The 16178-nt window shown below is 63.8% G+C and carries 17 protein-coding genes; 10 read left to right on the plus strand and 7 right to left on the minus strand.

Going from position 1 to position 16178, the window contains the following annotated elements:
- Positions 1 to 35 precede the first annotated feature (35 nt).
- From EHH60_RS05520 to EHH60_RS05535, 4 genes are all read left to right on the plus strand, one after another.
- Positions 36 to 323 (plus strand): hypothetical protein, encoded by a 288-nt coding sequence (locus tag EHH60_RS05520; protein ID WP_124158470.1) that lies wholly within the window; start codon positions 36 to 38, stop codon positions 321 to 323.
- A gap of 15 nt (positions 324 to 338) precedes the next feature.
- Positions 339 to 1259, plus strand: coding sequence for a hypothetical protein (locus EHH60_RS05525; protein ID WP_245454400.1), 921 nt, complete (start codon positions 339 to 341; stop codon positions 1257 to 1259).
- A 73-nt stretch (positions 1260 to 1332) separates the two neighbouring features.
- Positions 1333 to 3099, plus strand: a complete 1767-nt coding sequence (locus tag EHH60_RS05530) for an SDR family oxidoreductase (RefSeq protein ID WP_124159047.1) — start codon at positions 1333 to 1335, stop codon at positions 3097 to 3099.
- Positions 3100 to 3274: 175 nt separating this feature from the next.
- The gene (locus tag EHH60_RS05535; RefSeq protein ID WP_124158471.1) at positions 3275 to 3745 is read left to right on the plus strand and encodes a metallophosphoesterase family protein; all 471 of its coding nucleotides are present in this window, start codon (positions 3275 to 3277) and stop codon (positions 3743 to 3745) included.
- A 39-nt stretch (positions 3746 to 3784) separates the two neighbouring features.
- Here EHH60_RS05535 and EHH60_RS05540 read toward each other — a convergent pair whose 3' ends face one another.
- Positions 3785 to 3967 (minus strand): hypothetical protein, encoded by a 183-nt coding sequence (locus EHH60_RS05540; protein ID WP_124158472.1) that lies wholly within the window; start codon positions 3965 to 3967, stop codon positions 3785 to 3787.
- A 967-nt stretch (positions 3968 to 4934) separates the two neighbouring features.
- Between EHH60_RS05540 and EHH60_RS05550 the strand changes: the two genes are divergently transcribed.
- The 5 genes from EHH60_RS05550 to EHH60_RS05565 all read left to right on the plus strand — a co-directional run bounded on the left by EHH60_RS05550 (position 4935) and on the right by EHH60_RS05565 (position 7806).
- A complete protein-coding gene (locus tag EHH60_RS05550) occupies positions 4935 to 5441 on the plus strand; it encodes a DUF2243 domain-containing protein (RefSeq protein ID WP_124159048.1) in 507 nt (168 codons plus the stop codon).
- Positions 5413 to 5577: a hypothetical protein gene (locus EHH60_RS37415; protein WP_199751315.1), complete on the plus strand. Its 165-nt coding sequence runs from the start codon at positions 5413 to 5415 to the stop codon at positions 5575 to 5577. The genes EHH60_RS05550 and EHH60_RS37415 overlap by 29 nt, the downstream gene beginning before the upstream one ends.
- 14 nt (positions 5578 to 5591) lie before the next feature.
- A complete protein-coding gene (locus tag EHH60_RS05555; protein WP_124158474.1) occupies positions 5592 to 6377 on the plus strand; it encodes a succinate dehydrogenase iron-sulfur subunit in 786 nt (261 codons plus the stop codon).
- An 80-nt stretch (positions 6378 to 6457) separates the two neighbouring features.
- Positions 6458 to 6895, plus strand: a complete 438-nt coding sequence (locus EHH60_RS05560) for an NUDIX hydrolase (protein ID WP_124158475.1) — start codon at positions 6458 to 6460, stop codon at positions 6893 to 6895.
- Between the two features lie 50 nt (positions 6896 to 6945).
- Positions 6946 to 7806, plus strand: a complete 861-nt coding sequence (locus EHH60_RS05565) for an SIR2 family NAD-dependent protein deacylase (protein WP_124158476.1) — start codon at positions 6946 to 6948, stop codon at positions 7804 to 7806.
- 41 nt (positions 7807 to 7847) lie between these two features.
- Here EHH60_RS05565 and EHH60_RS05570 read toward each other — a convergent pair whose 3' ends face one another.
- The 4 genes from EHH60_RS05570 to EHH60_RS05585 all read right to left on the minus strand — a co-directional run bounded on the left by EHH60_RS05570 (position 7848) and on the right by EHH60_RS05585 (position 11865).
- Positions 7848 to 8825: a patatin-like phospholipase family protein gene (locus EHH60_RS05570; protein WP_124158477.1), complete on the minus strand. Its 978-nt coding sequence runs from the start codon at positions 8823 to 8825 to the stop codon at positions 7848 to 7850.
- Positions 8826 to 8894: 69 nt separating this feature from the next.
- Positions 8895 to 9131, minus strand: a complete 237-nt coding sequence (locus EHH60_RS05575) for a DUF3551 domain-containing protein (RefSeq protein ID WP_124158478.1) — start codon at positions 9129 to 9131, stop codon at positions 8895 to 8897.
- A 200-nt stretch (positions 9132 to 9331) separates the two neighbouring features.
- Complete coding sequence (gene glgX / locus EHH60_RS05580) at positions 9332 to 11569, minus strand: glycogen debranching protein GlgX (protein WP_124158479.1); 2238 nt, start codon at positions 11567 to 11569, stop codon at positions 9332 to 9334.
- Between the two features lie 20 nt (positions 11570 to 11589).
- Complete coding sequence (locus EHH60_RS05585) at positions 11590 to 11865, minus strand: DUF3606 domain-containing protein (RefSeq protein WP_124158480.1); 276 nt, start codon at positions 11863 to 11865, stop codon at positions 11590 to 11592.
- Positions 11866 to 12051: 186 nt separating this feature from the next.
- Here EHH60_RS05585 and treZ point away from each other — a divergent pair, with 186 nt between their 5' ends.
- Positions 12052 to 13881: a malto-oligosyltrehalose trehalohydrolase gene (gene treZ / locus EHH60_RS05590; RefSeq protein ID WP_245454401.1), complete on the plus strand. Its 1830-nt coding sequence runs from the start codon at positions 12052 to 12054 to the stop codon at positions 13879 to 13881.
- Between the two features lie 27 nt (positions 13882 to 13908).
- On the opposite strand, the gene EHH60_RS05595 is transcribed toward treZ, so the two are convergent.
- Together EHH60_RS05595 and EHH60_RS05600 are read right to left on the minus strand one after the other, a co-directional pair.
- On the minus strand, positions 13909 to 15327 hold the full coding sequence (locus EHH60_RS05595) for a cytosine permease (RefSeq protein ID WP_199751316.1): 1419 nt from the start codon (positions 15325 to 15327) through the stop codon (positions 13909 to 13911).
- Positions 15328 to 15591: 264 nt separating this feature from the next.
- The gene (locus EHH60_RS05600) at positions 15592 to 16086 is read right to left on the minus strand and encodes a MarR family winged helix-turn-helix transcriptional regulator (protein ID WP_245454402.1); all 495 of its coding nucleotides are present in this window, start codon (positions 16084 to 16086) and stop codon (positions 15592 to 15594) included.
- Between the last annotated feature and the right edge of the window lie 92 nt (positions 16087 to 16178).

Here is a 16178-nt window from a genome sequence, read left to right on the forward strand (position 1 = left end):
TCATCGCGCGGCCGTGCCAGCATGTGAGGTGCAACATGGCGTCGAGGACAGAGACCACCGAAGGACAACAAACGACCAATCACGATGTGATCCGAAAATGGACCGAGGAGCGGGGCGGCAAGCCTGCGACTGTGAAGGCGACGGAAGAGAATGGGCATGCCGGCATCCTGCGCATCGATTTCGATCCGCCGGACGAGGGGCTCGACCGCATTGGCTGGGACGAATTTTTCGAGAAGTTCGACGAGGCCGGCATTGCGTTCCTGCACCAGGACCGGACCAAGGACGGCAAGCTGAGCCGCTTCCACAAGTTCGTGCGGCGTTAGCTCGGCGACCGCGCGGTGACGAGCGGCTGGGTCGAGGCGATGCGGGCGGGTGACTTCGCGCGCGCCTGGGCGATCAACGATCGTGACCTCATGCAGGTCGCGTATCCACCCAAGCATAGCGGCCCGAGGCATCTTCAGCGGATTTGGCGCGGCGAGGATTTGAGCGGCAGACACGTGATGGTCCGCTGCTACCACGGGCTCGGTGACACGATTCAGTTTCTGCGGTTCATGCGGCCGCTTCGTGACATCGCGCGCAGCGTCACCTTGTGGTGCCAGGCCGAACTGTTGCCGCTCGCCGCAGGGGCCGCAGGTGTCGACCGGGCCATTCCGCTTCATGATGGTGCGCCCGAGATCGATTTCGAGGTCGACATCGAGATCATGGAGGTGCCACACGCGATCAGAGCGAGAATGGAGCAGGTCGGGATGGCCGCGCCCTATGTAACGTTGCCCCCGGCGCCCTCGTTCACCGCGCCAGCCGGGCGAGATCTCGCTGTCGGCCTGGTCTGGGAGGTCGGCGACTGGGACAAGCGGCGCGTCATTCCCGTCGCACTGTTGGGTCATCTCGCCATGGAGGGCGTCACACTTTGCTCTCTGCAGCGCGGGGCACGCGCCGAAGAGCTCGACGGGATCGGTGCGCGGGACATCAGTACGCCTGATATCGTGGCGCTAGGCCATCGCCTGGGGCAGCTCGATCTCCTCGTTTGCGTCGACACCATGATTGCGCATCTTGCGGGCGCGCTCGGATGCGAGGCCTGGGTCTTGCTGCACGCCGATTGCGACTGGCGCTGGCCCCGATCCGGCGTGCGCTCGTTGTGGTATCCGAGCCTGCGGCTGTTTCACCAAAAGAGCCCGGGCGATTGGAGCAACGTCATCGCCGAGTTGCGCGACGCACTGCGGGCGCGCCTTGAAGCGGGCCAAGCGATCGCGGCGATGTGATTTCCGGAATCTCGATGAGGAACGAGCGTTGCTCCCGCGGTTTGAGCAGAGGTGCTCGCAAGGGAAGACGCTCATGCAAGATTCCGATGCCGCTTTGTCGGCTGCCGGCCTGTCGCGGGTGACAGACGATATCTGGATCTTCGACGACAAGCCGATCAGCGCCGCCGGCCTGCAACTGCCCGTTCGCATGACCGTTATCCGCTTGTCGAACGGCGAGCTCGTGCTGCATTCGCCGGTGCGATATTCGCCGTCCCTTCGCCATGAGCTGGAACAGCTGGGTGCGATAAGATATCTGCTTGCGCCGAACGTTGCGCACTGGATGTTTCTGCCCGGCTGGCAAAGGGAGCTGCCGCAGGTTGCGATCTTTGCCGCACGGGGACTTGCAGCGCGCAGGCAGGTTCGCTCGGCTGGCCTCCGTATCGATCGCGAGCTCGGCGACAGGACACCGGACGAATGGAGTGCCGATCTCGAAACGGTATCGGTGAGTGCTCCGATGTTTTCGGAGGTCGAGCTGTTCGACAGGCGGAGCCGGACACTGGTTCTGACCGATCTCGTGCAGAACCTCGATCCCCATCACCTCAGCGCGTCGAATGCGGCCGCGGCAAACCTGCTCGGGATTGCCAAGCCGGACGGGAAGGCTCCTGTCTATCTGCGGCTGTTGCTGCGCCTCGGCGGTCGTTCGGCGCGGGCGGCAGCCGAGCGGCTCGTGAAGCTGGCTCCGGAGCGGGTGATCTTCGCGCATGGAGACTGGTTCGAAACACAGGGAATCGCGCGTTTGCGGCGATCCCTGCGCTGGCTACTTCCCCACGTGTCGGGACGTGAGCAGGAGGGGATGGTCGGCACGCGCGTCGTTATCACCGGCGCCTCCAGTGGAATCGGCCGTGCCGCGGCGGTGGCCTTTGCCCGCAAGGGCGCAAGTGTGGTCCTCGCGGCACGTCGCGGTGAAGTCCTGGCGCGGCTTGCCAGCGAATGCGAGGCGCTCGGAGGCCGGGCGTTGGCCGTGCCGACCGACGTCACGGATGCGCAGGCGGTGCAGCAATTGGCCGGAGAGGCCGAAGATGCATTCGGCGGCATCGACGTCTGGATCAACAACGCTGGCACAGGTGTGTTCGGGGCCTATCAGGACGCGGACATCGCGCTTCATCGCCGGACGATCGAGGTCAATCTGCTTGGTACCATGCATGGCGCCTACGCGGTGCTCCCAATTTTCCTCCGCCAGAAGCGAGGTGTCTTGATCAACAACATCTCGCTTGGCGGGTGGGCGCCCACGCCCTTTGCCGCAGCCTATACCGCCAGCAAGTTCGGCCTGCGCGGCTTCACGGCGAGTCTGCGTCAGGAGCTCCGTGCCCATCCAAATATTCATGTCTGCGGCGTCTTTCCGGCCATGGTTGATACACCTGGCTTCGTCCACGGCGCCAACAGGTCCGGACGAAGGCTCGATCCGGGTCCGCTGCTTTATCAATCCGAGGACGTGGCCCAGGCGTTCGTGCACCTCGTTCGCGCGCCGCGTGACGAGGTGGCGGTGGGGTGGCCGGCGCGCGCCGGCCAGCTGGCCTATGCGATTGCTCCTGAGATCACCGAGAACATCCTGGGAGCTGCATTCGGATGGCTGCTGTCGCGCGCGCGTCCGGAACCGAGAAACGATGGCACCTTGATCGAAGCTGGTCCGCAGGGCACATCGGTTGACGGCGGTTGGCTGGCGCGCAAGCAAATTCCGCCGGCCGGCGTGCTCAGCAAGGGGCTGTTGGTGCTCGGGATCGCTGGTTGTCTGGCTCTCGCGATATCGAAGGCCGGCCGCGCGTCCGGACCTCGGGCGCGACTGCGGCGGCGCCGCGTCTGAGGCGCGCGGCTCGACTACTGCTGCCGCTCCGGCAACGCGTAAGCCCGAACGTAGTCGCCGAGCTTCGTGCCGAATGGCTATGGCCACCGTCGACCATCACGAAGTACTGCTTGCCGCTGACGGAGATTGCGAGACGCCTGCTCGCTGGACGTGTTGCGTTGAAGCATGAGCCGACATGATGTTCAGGATTGGGGTGATCTCCGATACGCATGGACTGCTGAGGCCGGAGGCGGAGCGTTGCCTCGCCGGCGTCTCGCACATCATTCACGCCGGCGACATCGGCGCCCAGGCTGTCATGGACGGACTTTGCCGGATCGCGCCGGTCACCGCGATCAGAGGAAACGTCGATCGCGGTGCTTGGGCTGAACGTTTTCCTGAAACTCGAACGCTGCGCCTTGCTGGCCGCGGCTTCTACGTCCTGCACGATTTAAAGGAACTGGCGGTCAATCCTGCGGAGCTCGGGGTTGACGTCGTGGTGTCCGGCCATTCCCACCGCGTGCGGATCGAGACCGCCGGAGGCGTGCTCTATTTGAATCCGGGAAGTGCGGGGAAGCGACGCTTCAAGCTGCCGATTACGCTGGTGACGCTCGAGCTCAATCCGGGCGGGCCGCTACGGCCCGTCATTCATCATCTCGACAGGGTTTGACGCGAGAGACACAGGCGCTGCCATAATTGTGGCTGCTGCCTAATGCGTATTTGATTTGTGCCAACGCTCCAGGTCCAGCGGCGGCCGTTTCGGATCGATCTGGTCCGCCTCGGGATTGCCTTGCCAGGGCTCATTCGTTTGCCGGTGAGTAGGCATGTCCGTCTGCTGGCGCGGATCGTCGAGTGGTGTCTCTCGAGGATCGTTCTCGGTGGCCTTTGGCATGTGTTTTCCTGGTGAGTTCGCACGATGATCTGTGGCGGCGCTCGGTCTTCTGATCAACCCGGGCAGCGGCAGCTCGTTCCCCGTGGCCGTTGCATGGGCTCGCGCCGCGGCAATCGGCGCGGGAACGACCGCGGCGCCTGCTCATTTCTCATGTCGAAGACCGACAGAGGAGCGAGAAATGTCAAGAATGCCTTCCGTACCCGAAGAGCAGCGGAGCAATAAAGGACCTGGTTCGGATCCGGCGACAGAGGTGGAAGAACGAGTGCCGGGCCGCGAGAATTTCGACACCCAGGGACGTCACGGCAACATCAAGCAGAACACGACCAACCAGGACTATCAGCAGGATCGATGATGCTTCGGCAGAACAGATGCGACAGGAGAGGGGCAATGAGCGTGCCGAACCTCGTGCTGGTCGTCATGCTGGCAAGTGTTTCCATCGGACCCGCATCGGGACAGGGAGGCGGTGGAGCTTCGGGCGGCGGTGCCGGAGGAAGCACAGGTGCCGCTGCCGTCGGAGGCAACGGCGGCCCTTCGTCGCCTCCTGGAACCAATGCGGCCGGAACCGCGCAATCCGGCGGTGGATCCGGCCCGCGGGGATCGATCACCGTGGGACGGCCCGGCAATCCGGCGGGGGGCACCAACATAGGACGTATTGACGGCACGGTCACCCCAGGTCCCTCCTTGCCGGGCGACGCTCAGATCCGGTCAGAGAGTTCGCAGGATTCCGAGGCCGATCGAAAGATCAAGAGCATCTGCAAGGGATGCTAGCGGATGATCAGGACGCCGGCTCGTCCGGCGTCCAGTCGAGATCCTCGCGCCTCGACAGCATAACCCATGTTTAGTCCCGGTGAATTGGCGCGCCGACCGCAAGCTCGATCTGAGCGGGATGGATCACCACAGGAACGCCTGCGTGCGGGATGGCTTGTATTGGCGTCAGAAGTGCCGAGCCGCGCACGAGTTCGCCGAAATGCAAGACGGGCAAGACAAATTCCCGACGTCCGCAGGCGTTATTCTCGGGCTTGGCCTGGGCGCGTTCTTCGACGGCATCGCGTTTCACCAGCTGCTGCAGTGGCATCATATGTTGAGCGGCTGGTATCCGCTCAACTCCATCGAGAACATCAGGCTCAACACGACCTGGGACGGCATCTTCCACAGCGCCGCCTACGTTCTCGTGCTCGCCGGGCTTTATCTGCTGTGGCAGCGGGCGCACAGGAGCGAGTTAGGGTGGTCTCGCTGGCATTGTCTCGGTACGATCCTGATCGGATGGGGCATCTTCAATCTGCTCGAAGGCGTGGTCGATCACCAGATCCTCGGATTGCATCAGGTGAATGAGACGGTGCCTGACGCCCAGCGCATCTACTGGGATATCGGATTCCTGCTGTGGGGGGCTGCGATGATCGTCATGGGCGCGGCCATGGTGCGAGCGGGCGTGCGGGAGGGAGTGCATGCGCAAGGCAACCTACAGGCTCGTTAGAAGCACGCCGCCGGCTCTGGTCTATGTGGCCTTTGTGTTGCTGCTCGTGCTCGCGGTGGCGCCGGCGTTTCGCGTCGTCCTCTTCGGCCTCTCCTTGGATGATCTCCTGCAGTTGCGCTGCTTTGGGCCAGCTTGACGGAGGAGGCGATCATGGTCGAGTTCAGGCTGCCGAGAAACTCCCGCATCGAGCAGGGATCGGTCTGGCCAAAGCCGGCCGGCAAGGCCTTGCGCGAATTTCAGATCTATCGCTGGAATCCCGACGATGGCCGCAATCCCAGGCTCGACACCTACTTCGTCGATCAGACCGATTGCGGGCCGATGGTGCTGGACGGCCTGATCTGGATCAAGAACAACATCGACGCGACCCTGACGTTCAGGCGGTCCTGCCGGGAGGGCGTTTGCGGATCCTGCTCGATGAATATCGCCGGCCAGAACACCCTGGCCTGCACCAAATCCATGAACGAGGATGTTCCGGAAGGCGAGCCGCTCCGCGTGCTTCCCTTGCCGCATCAGCCGGTGGTGAAGGATCTGGTGCCGGACCTGACGAACTTCTATGCGCAACTTGTGCTCATCGAGCCATGGCTCCAGACCACATCCCCCACGCCGCAGAAGGAGTGGCGGCAAAGCCATGAGGATCGGGCAAAGCTTGACGGGCTCTATGAATGTATCCTCTGCGCCTGCTGCTCGACGTCGTGCCCGAGCTATTGGTGGAATTCCGAGCGTTTCCTGGGCCCGGCAGCTTTGATCCAGGCGGCACGCTGGATCAACGACAGCCGGGACGAAGCGACGGGCGAACGCCTCGACATGCTCGAGGATCCCTTCAGGATCTATCGCTGCCACACCATCCTGAATTGCGCGAAAGCTTGCCCCAAAGGTCTCAATCCCGGAGAAGCCATTTCAGCCCTGCGGCTCAAGATGGTCGAACGCAAGTTCTGATCGCGGTCGGGCTACCAACTCGCAGAAAAGGAACCATGGCTGCGGCGTTCGCTTATCAACCGCGAGTTTGGAGGCGTTTGATGGGAAAGAAACAGTTTGCCGCTTTGCCGTTTCGTCTGGACAAGTCCGAACTGCGGGTGATGCTGATCACGACCCGGCGCAAGCGCAGGTGGAGCGTCCCGAAGGGGTCGCCGATGCGCAACAAGGAGCCGCACCTGACGGCTGCGCTCGAGGCCTATGAGGAGGCGGGCCTGGTCGGCGTCGTGGCGACGCGCGCGGTGGGCAGCTTCAAGCATCGCAAGCGAAAGGGCGATCGCAAGCGGACCATGAACGTCGACGTCTTCCCCCTGAAGGTCAATGGGCGGGAGCGCTGGTGGCCCGAGAAGGGAGAGCGGGAGGCCATCTGGGTCTCGCCGAAGACGGCGGCGCGTCTGGTGCACAAGGCGCAGCTCCGGCGCCTGATCGCCCGCTTCGCGGCGCGAACGGAGTGGAGCGTGTCATCGCCGCTGAGCGCGTGAGCGGTGGCCGTGCTTTAGGAACCCTCCGCCCGCGCAGTCATTCAAGCCGGATGGACCAACGAACGACAGGGCTGATAGCCGAGCAGCGACCGCCTCACGAAATCCTGGCAACGGCGATCGAGCGACGCCGCGCGATCCTGTTCGTCGGCGCCGGCGTCTCGATGACCGTCGGCTTGCCGTCCTGGCAGTCTCTGATCGAGCATCTGTTGGACGACCTCGGTTTCGAACGCAATGTCATCGACGGAATGCACGGCGGCTATCAGATGCTCGCGGAGTATTACCGGCTCAAGCGCGGCGGAATCGGGCCGCTCCGCAGCTGGCTCGACCGCAACTGGCGTGTCGATCCCCAGAGGATCGCGAGCTCCGAGCTTCACCGGCTGATCGTCGAGCTGGATTTTCCGGTCATCTACACGACAAACTACGACCGCAATCTCGAAACCGCCTTCGATGTCCTGAAAAAGCCCTACGCGAAGATCAGCAACGCCAAGGAGATCGCGAGCGCTGGCGCTGATGTCACCCACATCATCAAATTCCATGGCGACTTCGACGATGATGCCTCGCTCGTTCTGACCGAGACCGATTTTCTCAATCGGCTCGCCTTCAATTCCCCGCTCGATATTCGGTTTCGTGCTGACGCGCTGGGAAGCACGCTGCTGTTCATCGGATACAGCATGTCCGATCCCAATATCCGGCTGCTGCTGCATCGCATTTGGCAGATCTGGGACGAGTCCGGGCACAGCCAGGATCGCCCGAAATCCTTCGTGTTCGTCGCACAGCCCAACCCGGTGCAGGAGGCTGTGCTCGCGAACTGGGGCATCACCACCATCGCTCCGCCCGACGGCATGGCCGCCGATGACGGTCTCACGCAGTTGCTGCGCGACATTCGTCAGCGCATCGACCGAAAGACCTGAGACCTAAAGGGGCTCGGCTCCACGTCCATTCGGAGACATCGCTATGGCCGCCGCACGCTGCAGATCCCGTTTGGGATCGGGCCCAGGCTTGCGGCATATTGCATGTCCAGAAAGCCGGCTCGCCAGCGCTGCGCCATGGCTGTCTCCGACAGATCGAAGGATTTTTCAGGTCCGGCTTCCTCTCGGCCCGGGCGGTAGCTCAGGAGGTAGATCTCGTCGTCGTAGTCGAGGTCCTGAAGCTCGGCGCGGAGCTGACGGGCTTCCAGGGCGTAGCCAAGACGCTGGAAGGTCTGGTTGCCGAACGTCAGGTCGCTCTTGCGTTCGGCCGCGGACTCGAGCCCGTCAGGGACCTTGCCGTCGCGCGGAAAGAGTTCGATGACATAGAGGCGGAGCGGGCGCGCAGTCTCCAGAATCGGGTCGAATGGCGCATTCAGCGAGAACCCGCCATCGCCAAGCCACCGGCCGGCGATCTGCACTGGAGCGAATTCAGGGAGGAATCCGCAACTGGCCAGGATATGATCCATTTCGATCCGCTCCGACAACGAGTCGAACAGCACGGCGTCGCCGCTCTCGAGGTCCGTGGCGCAGATCGTGATGCGCGGATCGCCGCCGTTCAGACGTCCGAAATCGATCAACTGCTGAAGGCGTTCGCGAGTCGGACCGAGATCGTAGAGGCCGCCGAAGTGAGATGCCGGGATCGGGAGGCGGGGATGGAAGAAGCCGGTATGACCAAGGAGGCGGGTATTGATCGAGCTCAGCCAGGCGAGGAGATGGCGGCCGGTGTCTGGTATCGCAGGCGCGCGATCTGCTCCATGCCAGTAGCTCCGTAGATTGCGTAGCCGATCGGCGCTCGGGCTCCCCGCGATCAGTGCCGCCGTGATGGCGCCTGCCGATGAACCGGTTATCCAATCGATCGGCGACCGAAGAGAGCTGAGCGCTTCGAACACACCGGCATGATACGCACCGAGGCCGAGACCACCGGAGAAGACGACAGCGGTGAGCGGGAGTTCGGCTGCCATTGCGCCGCTCGGCTCAGCGCTGCGATCAGGCAAAACAGCCTCCGCTTGACAGCCTGGAAGTCAGGCTGATCACCGGTATCCCCTGTAACGGCGCGCATAGGCGTAGCGGGGGTTGATGCCGCAATAGGCGTTCGTTCCCGATGCGCTTGCCATGCACTGAGCGTAACTGGCGAACTGGCAGTTGCCTGGATAGCCCCAGATCCGGCCCTGCAGACAGTAGCGATCTTGCGCCATCGCGGCGGTCGAGGAGGCGAAGCTGCCCATGACCGCGAGAGCGGCGGTCGCGGTGAGCAATCGATATTTCATCCTGGATCTCCAATTTCGACATTGAACGCGGCTCGTGATACGGTGTTCCAATGGTGCGCACGCGCGCATGCTCGCCATTTGAGGCGAGCAGTTAACCTGTCTGAAGCCGCTCGATGCGGATCGCGGCCAGGGCGACGGCCGGCGACGTCCGCGGATTTGCCCATCTGCCAGCAATGTATGTCGTCTGCACGGTGATTGCTCTAGCCTGGCAAAGGTGTATCGGCAACGTCCAGTAGTGCGCCGAGCCCCTGACGGAGGCGTCGCGTCGCGATGCTGTCGTTCGCCAGGCCGAACACCACGAGCGAGCGCGCCGTCACTGCGTAGGCGTGCCCGAACTCGAACTCGGCCATGGGCGCGTCGGGCCGATTGGTGTCGATCAAGCCCAGCCAGCTGCGCCCGTCGGTGACCTCCGGCAGGGTGAAGTTCACGACGTCATGATGCGCGTTGTAGACCAGCAGCATAGTCGCATCCGAGCCACGCCGCTTGATCCCGGTCTCCTGCGCGCGGCCATCGAGCAGCATCCCGAAGCATTTGGCATTGCCATCCTCCCATTGCTCGGTCGTCATCTCCTCGCCCAACGGCGACAGCCAGGTCACGTCCTTGACGTCGAGCTCCTCGTTGTGCGAGCCGACCAGGAAGCGGCTGCGGTAGAGGATGGGAAACGCCTTGCGGGTCGCAACCAGCTTGCGCGTGAACTCGCGCAGGCTGCGGCCGTTCGCGGTGATGCCCATCCAGTCGAGCCATGTGGTCTCGTTGTCCTGGGCGTAGGCGTTGTTGTTGCCGTTCTGGGTGTGTCCGAACTCGTCGCCGGCGAGCAGCATCGGCGTGCCGTGGGAGAGCAGCATCGTCGCCAGCATATTTCGCTTCTGGCGCTCGCGCAGGGCAATGATTTCCGGATCGTCGGTCGGTCCTTCGGCGCCGCAGTTCCAGGAATGGTTGGTGCTGTGACCGTCGCGATTGTCCTCGCCATTGGCCTCGTTGTGCTTGTCGTTGTAAGAGACGAGATCGTTCAGATTGAATCCGTCGTGGGCCGTGACAAAGTTGACGCTGGCCCACGGCCGGCGTCCGCGCTTGTTGAAGAGGTCGCCGGATCCCGATACGCGCTTGGCAAAGTCGGCCAGCGTGCCCGGATCGCCTTTCCAGAAGGCGCGCACCGTGTCCCTGAACTTGTCGTTCCACTCGGCCCAACCAGGCGGAAACTGGCCGACCTGGTAGCCACCGGGCCCGATGTCCCAGGGTTCTGCGATCAGCTTGACGCTGGAGAGCACGGGATCCTGGCGGCATGCATCGAGGAAGCCGCCGCCTTCATCGAAGCCATACGGTTCGCGCGCCAGGATGGTGGCGAGGTCGAAACGGAAGCCGTCGACCCGCATTTCGGTCGCCCAGTAACGCAAGGAATCGGCGACGAGTTGCAGCACGCGCTGATGCGAAAGATTGACGGTGTTTCCCGTGCCGGTGTCGTTGATGTAGTAGCGCTTCTTGTCCGGCAGCAGGCGGTAGTAGCTGGCATTGTCGATGCCTTTGAACGACAGGGTCGGGCCGAGCTCGTTGCCTTCCGCGGTGTGATTGTAGACGACGTCGAGAATGATCTCGATGCCATGGGCGTGAAACTGATTGACCATGGCCTTGAACTCGTTCGCGGACGGCGTCTTGAGGTAACGCGGATCGGACGCGAAGAAGGCGATGGAGTTGTAGCCCCAATAGTTGCGCAGGCCTTTCTCGACCAGATAGCTGTCGTCGACGAAGGCATGGATCGGCAGTAGCTCGGCGCTGGTGATGCCGAGCGAGCGCAAGTAAGCTGGGACTTCCGAATGTGCCAGGCCCGAGAACGTGCCGCGGTCGGCTTCCGGCACCAGCGGATGCAATTGGGTAAAACCCTTGACGTGCATCTCGTAGACGATCGTCCGCTCCCAAGGCACTTCCGGCTTGCGCGATGCGCCCCAGGTGAAGGCGGGATCGATCACGCGGCACTTCTGCATCAAGGGCGCGCTGTCGCGTTCGTCGTAGGAGAGATCCTTGTCGGCATGGTCGAGCCGGTAGCCGAAGAGCTCCGGTCCCCAGCGAAGCTGGCCGACCAGCTGCCTGGCGTAGGGATCGAGCACGAGCTTGTTGGGATTGAAGCGGTGGCCGGCGTCGGGCTCGTAAGGGCCATGGACGCGATAGCCGTAAACGGTCCCGGGGCGGGCGGAGGGCAGATAGCCGTGCCAGACCTCGTCGGTATATTCGGGAAGCTCGATGCGCTCGAGCTCGGTTTCGCCGGTATCGTCGAACAGGCAGAGTTCGACCTTGGTGGCATGGGCCGAGAACAGCGCGAAGTTGACGCCGAGCCCATCCCAGGTGGCGCCGAGCGGGAATGGTCTGCCCTCGGTGATCCGGGTGCGGCGCAGGCTCGAGGCCGCCCGCGTCAGGGCGTCGTCTGAATGTACCGGTTGGTCCATCTTTGCCCCCGAAAAGTCCGTCAGGATGCCGGCGCCGTCGCCGCGACCTCGGTCGTGGCTTGCTCACCGGCCGAAGCGATCACGGCGGTGGACGCCACGTCCGCCGGCTTGGACGGCGCGTTGGCTCTCTGCAGAGCTGCCTCCTTGCTGATCGCCGGAATCGAGTTGCCGATCCGCGCGACGATCGCGGTCAGCTTCGCGTCCGTCAGTCCGAGGCGCTTCTTGAGCAGGCGCACCTGGGCGCGGTCGGTCAGGTCGAGCTTGTTACGGATGGTCTGCGGTTTCGGGCGGCGCATGGCGACAGCTCCTGTCTAGGACGGTAACCGTCGCGCCGCTGATTCCGTTCCCCCCGCGTGCTGCAAATGTCCGGCGTCGACGCGGTCGAGGAACGAACGCGCTCGGCTCCGCTTTGTGGTCCGGACCGGCGCAAGCCATCTTGAAGCATGCCGACGCGCCGGGCATGCGGGCGAAAGGGGACGGGTTTGACGCACAGACTGGGAACGGCCGAGCAAGGTCGGCGCCATGGTCCCCAGATCGTCGATCATGGGGTCTCGTTCAACCTGTGGGCGCCCACGGCCCGATCGGTCGAACTGCTCGAGCTCGGCCAGCGGCCCCGCGGGATGCCGCGCGATGACGATGGCTGGTATCAGCTGCTGAGCCCAACCGCGCGCGCCGGCACGCGCTATCAGTTCAGGATCGACGACAACCTCGTCGTTCCCGATCCCGCCTCGTTCTTCCAGCCGGACGACGTCGGCGCGCCCAGCGAGGTGATCGATACCGCCGCACTGAGGGACCCGGTTCTCTATCCGGGCCGTCCCTGGGCGGAGGCCGTTATCTACGAGCTGCATGTCGGCACCTTCAGCGAGGAGGGGACCTATGCCGGCGTCGAGAAGAGGCTGCCTTACCTGCGCGATCTCGGCATCACCGCCATCGAGCTGATGCCGCTCAACGACGTCCCCGGCCGGCACAATTGGGGCTATGACGGCGTGCTCTTGAACGCGCCGAATGCCCGCTACGGCCGGCCGGAGGATCTCAAGCGGCTGCTGCGGGCGGCGCATGCCCTCGACATCATGGTCTATCTCGACGTCGTCTATAACCATTTCGGCCCGCAGCTGAACTATCTGCACGTCTATGCCGAGAACTTCTTCACCGCGCGCCACACCACTGGCTGGGGCCCTGCCGTCAACCTCGAAGGCCACGACGGCGCGTTCGTGCGAAGGTTTCTGATCGAGAACGCCCTGATGTGGGTGCGCGACTATGGGTTCGACGGACTGCGGCTCGATGCGGTCCACGCGCTGAAGGACGATTCCGAGCGGCATTTCCTGATCGAGCTTGCCGAGACCGTGCGCAGTCAGCTGGTGGGCCGGCATGTCCATCTGATGCTGGAGAACGAGGCCAATCAGGCGCACCTGCTCGCGCGTTCGCAGGGACGGGCGAGGTACTACGACGCGCAGTGGGGCGACGATTTTCACAACGCGCTCCACGTCCTGCTCACGGGCGAGGACGAAGGCTATTACCGGGCCTTCGCGGACAAGCCGCTCGAACATCTCGCGCGATCCCTGACCGACGGCTTTGCCTATCAGGGCGAAGTCTTTCCGCTGCACCAGGCGCCGCGCGGCGAGCCAAGTGCTCATCTGCAGCCCGAAGCGACCATCTTCTTTGCCCAGAACCACGACCAGGTCGGCAACCGCGCCTTCGGAGAGCGGCTTTCCGGATTGATCGGTCCGGACAAGCTGCAGCTCTCCCTGGCACTGGTTCTGCTGAGTCCGCATATTCCAATGCTGTTCATGGGTGAGGAAGCCGCGGCCGACACGCCCTTCCTGTTCTTTGCGGACTGGACGGGTGAAGCGGCCGAACTGACACGGGACGGCCGTCGCAGGGAGTTTTCGCACTTCAAGGCTTTCGCAACCCCCGAAACGCGCGCCGCGATCCCGGACCCGTGCGACGAAGGAACCTTCCTGGCCTCCAGGCTGGACTGGACGAGCATCGACCAATCAGCCGCTGGCGCGAGGTTTCGAGCGCTGACAGCGCGGTTGTTGACGATACGGCGTGAGAAGATCGTGCCGCTGATCAAACGTGGCTTCGTTTCGGCGCAGCGACAATTGCTCGGCGCGGACCCCCGCATAGGCGGCGTGGATGTGCGCTGGCAGACCGAGCTGGGCGACGTTCTGCAGATCGTCGCCAATTTCGCGGACCACGAACTCCCGATGCCGTCACTGGTCGACGGCGAAAGCCTGTGGCGATTGCATCCCCATGCCGCCGGCCCCCTTGCGCCCGGCGACATGATCGTGAGGCTTGGCCAGAAGGGCTGATTGCATGAGGCAATCCGTGCCCTGCCGCTACCTGCCGGCACTGCTCGCGACGACCGGTGACGGTGAGGTCGCGAATCTACCGAGCCCGAGGTAGACGAGGCCCGCAACGCCGATTCCGAACAGCCAGCTGAGATCGGCACCGCCGAGCAGATTGATCGAGATCGGTCCCTGCAGGGCGCTGACGAGACCGTCCTGCACCAGCCATCCGGCAACGAGGCCGGCGAAGAACGCGATCATGCCGGCCCAGTTGATGTCGCCATAGGCGCTGGTCTCCGGCGAGCGGTAGAGCTCGGCCACCGCGATCGTGCCCTTGCGCTTGATGAAGAAGTCGGCGAGCACCACGCCGGCCCACGGGCTCATCCACAACAGCAGGCTGATCATCCAATGATCGAACGCCTTCGCGAACGACGGCGCGAAGATGAAGTAGAGGGTAACCAGATAGCCGGCGACGCCGACGATGATGGTGAGCCAGAAGCGCGAGAGTTTCAGCCCCGCGCTCAGCGCCGCCAGTGTGGCCGAATAGACGTTGAGGATGTTGGTGGCGATCGGGCCGTGAAGCACCATCAAAAGGACAAGGATGCTGACGGGACCGCCGAACACCGCGCTGACCATCTTGGCGGGGTCCGTGTCCAGGGTCGTCGAGGCAATGGTCGCGCCGAGAATGCCGAGCCACACCGTCGGCACGAACATGCCGACATAGCTGTACCAGAACACGGCTTTCGACGGCGTGGAGCGCGGCACGAAGCGCGAATAGTCGGAGGCCCAGGTGACCCAGGAAATCCCCCAGCCGACGCCGATTGCGGTCATCAGCATCGTCAGCATCGCAAGATGCGCGCCGGGCGGCAGCGAGGTGGTCAGGCTCCAGTTGACGACGCCGGGCCGCGTCCAGGCCAGCACGCTCATCAGCACCATGATGGCGATGGTCGGCGGCACCGTGTATTTCTCGAAGGTGCGGATCGCATAGAAGCCGTAGACGCCGATCAGCACCTGCACCGCCATCACCAGCGTGATGACGATCATCTCGACCAGCCAGGTGTCGGGAATACCGAACTGGCCGAGGATGCCCATCGAGACCTTGACTGGAAAATAGGTGTTCACGCCGATCCAGCCCAGCGTCATCAGGAACATCAGGATGCTCGGCAGGTAGGCGCCGCGGACGCCGAAGGCGGACCGGCTCAGCACCATCTGGTTGACGCCGGTCTTGTGTCCCATCACCGTGAAGGTCGCGAAGATCGCGCAGCCGACGATGTTGCCGAGCACGATGACCGCGATCGTCTCCATCAAGCCGAGCTTGAGAATGATGCCGAGCGCGCCGAGCGCCCAGTTCACCGGCGCGATGTTGGCGCCGGCCCAGATCCACATCTGCTGCGGCCCGGAGGAGTCCCGGTCTGCGTCGGGAATTGGCTCGATGCTGTGAATATCAGCGCGAAGTTCGGAATCCGTCATGACATCCCCCAATACGAAGCACGCTTCGCATCATCGCAGCATAAATCGTGCCATGGAATGCGGAGCGGCCGGGCAGGCGAGCGCCGACGCCGGAGGTCACGCGCGTCGCGCCGGATGCGACTGCGTTTTCAAGCGCTGGCCGATCTTGCGCGTGAGTGCGCTTCGGCATGTCCGCCGCGCCGTGAGAGGCGGGCGATGTTGCTCGGCCGGGCAGCGGTACGATGATAAATTGAGCAGCCCAACCCAAAAGCGCAGCAGATGCTCCTAGTCGAATAGGGCAGCGGCGCTGTCGCGACTGGGATTGCCGGCCACGATGCGCTGCATCATCTCGATGAAAAGCGCCTGTTCCCGCTGGCTCAAATCGCCGAGCGTCGCGCGATGCGCCCGCCGTGCCGCGCCCTCGATCTTGACCAGCAGCGCGGCGCCGGCGGGTGTCAGTCGGCACAACCGGGCCCGACGATCGTCCTTGTTCACCGCGCGCTCGACCAGGTTTCGAGCGGCGAGCCGCTTCAAGGCACCGGTCGCCGTGGTGCGATCGAGGGCGATATCGGCCGCCAAAGTGGTCTGATCGGCTGTTTCACGCACCGCCAGCGCCGAAAGCAGGCTGTATTGCAGCGGCGTGACCTCGAATTCGCCGCAGGCTTCCTGAAACAGCGCGACGTGAATCTGGTGCAGCCGGCGGATCAGATAGCCGGGCCGTTCCGACAAGGGCCAGGGGCGGTGCCTCGTCCCGCCGCGACGTGTCTTCGCCTGCCGCAATGCACACTCCCCCAAGCCGAAACCCTGCCGCGCTTAGCTCGATTCGAGTGCGCCTGCCACATCGCGATCATGGCACGATGCTTGCTTTTGTC

This window comes from Bradyrhizobium sp. RP6 (genome assembly GCF_003837805.1).
Taxonomy (GTDB): domain Bacteria; phylum Pseudomonadota; class Alphaproteobacteria; order Rhizobiales; family Xanthobacteraceae; genus Bradyrhizobium.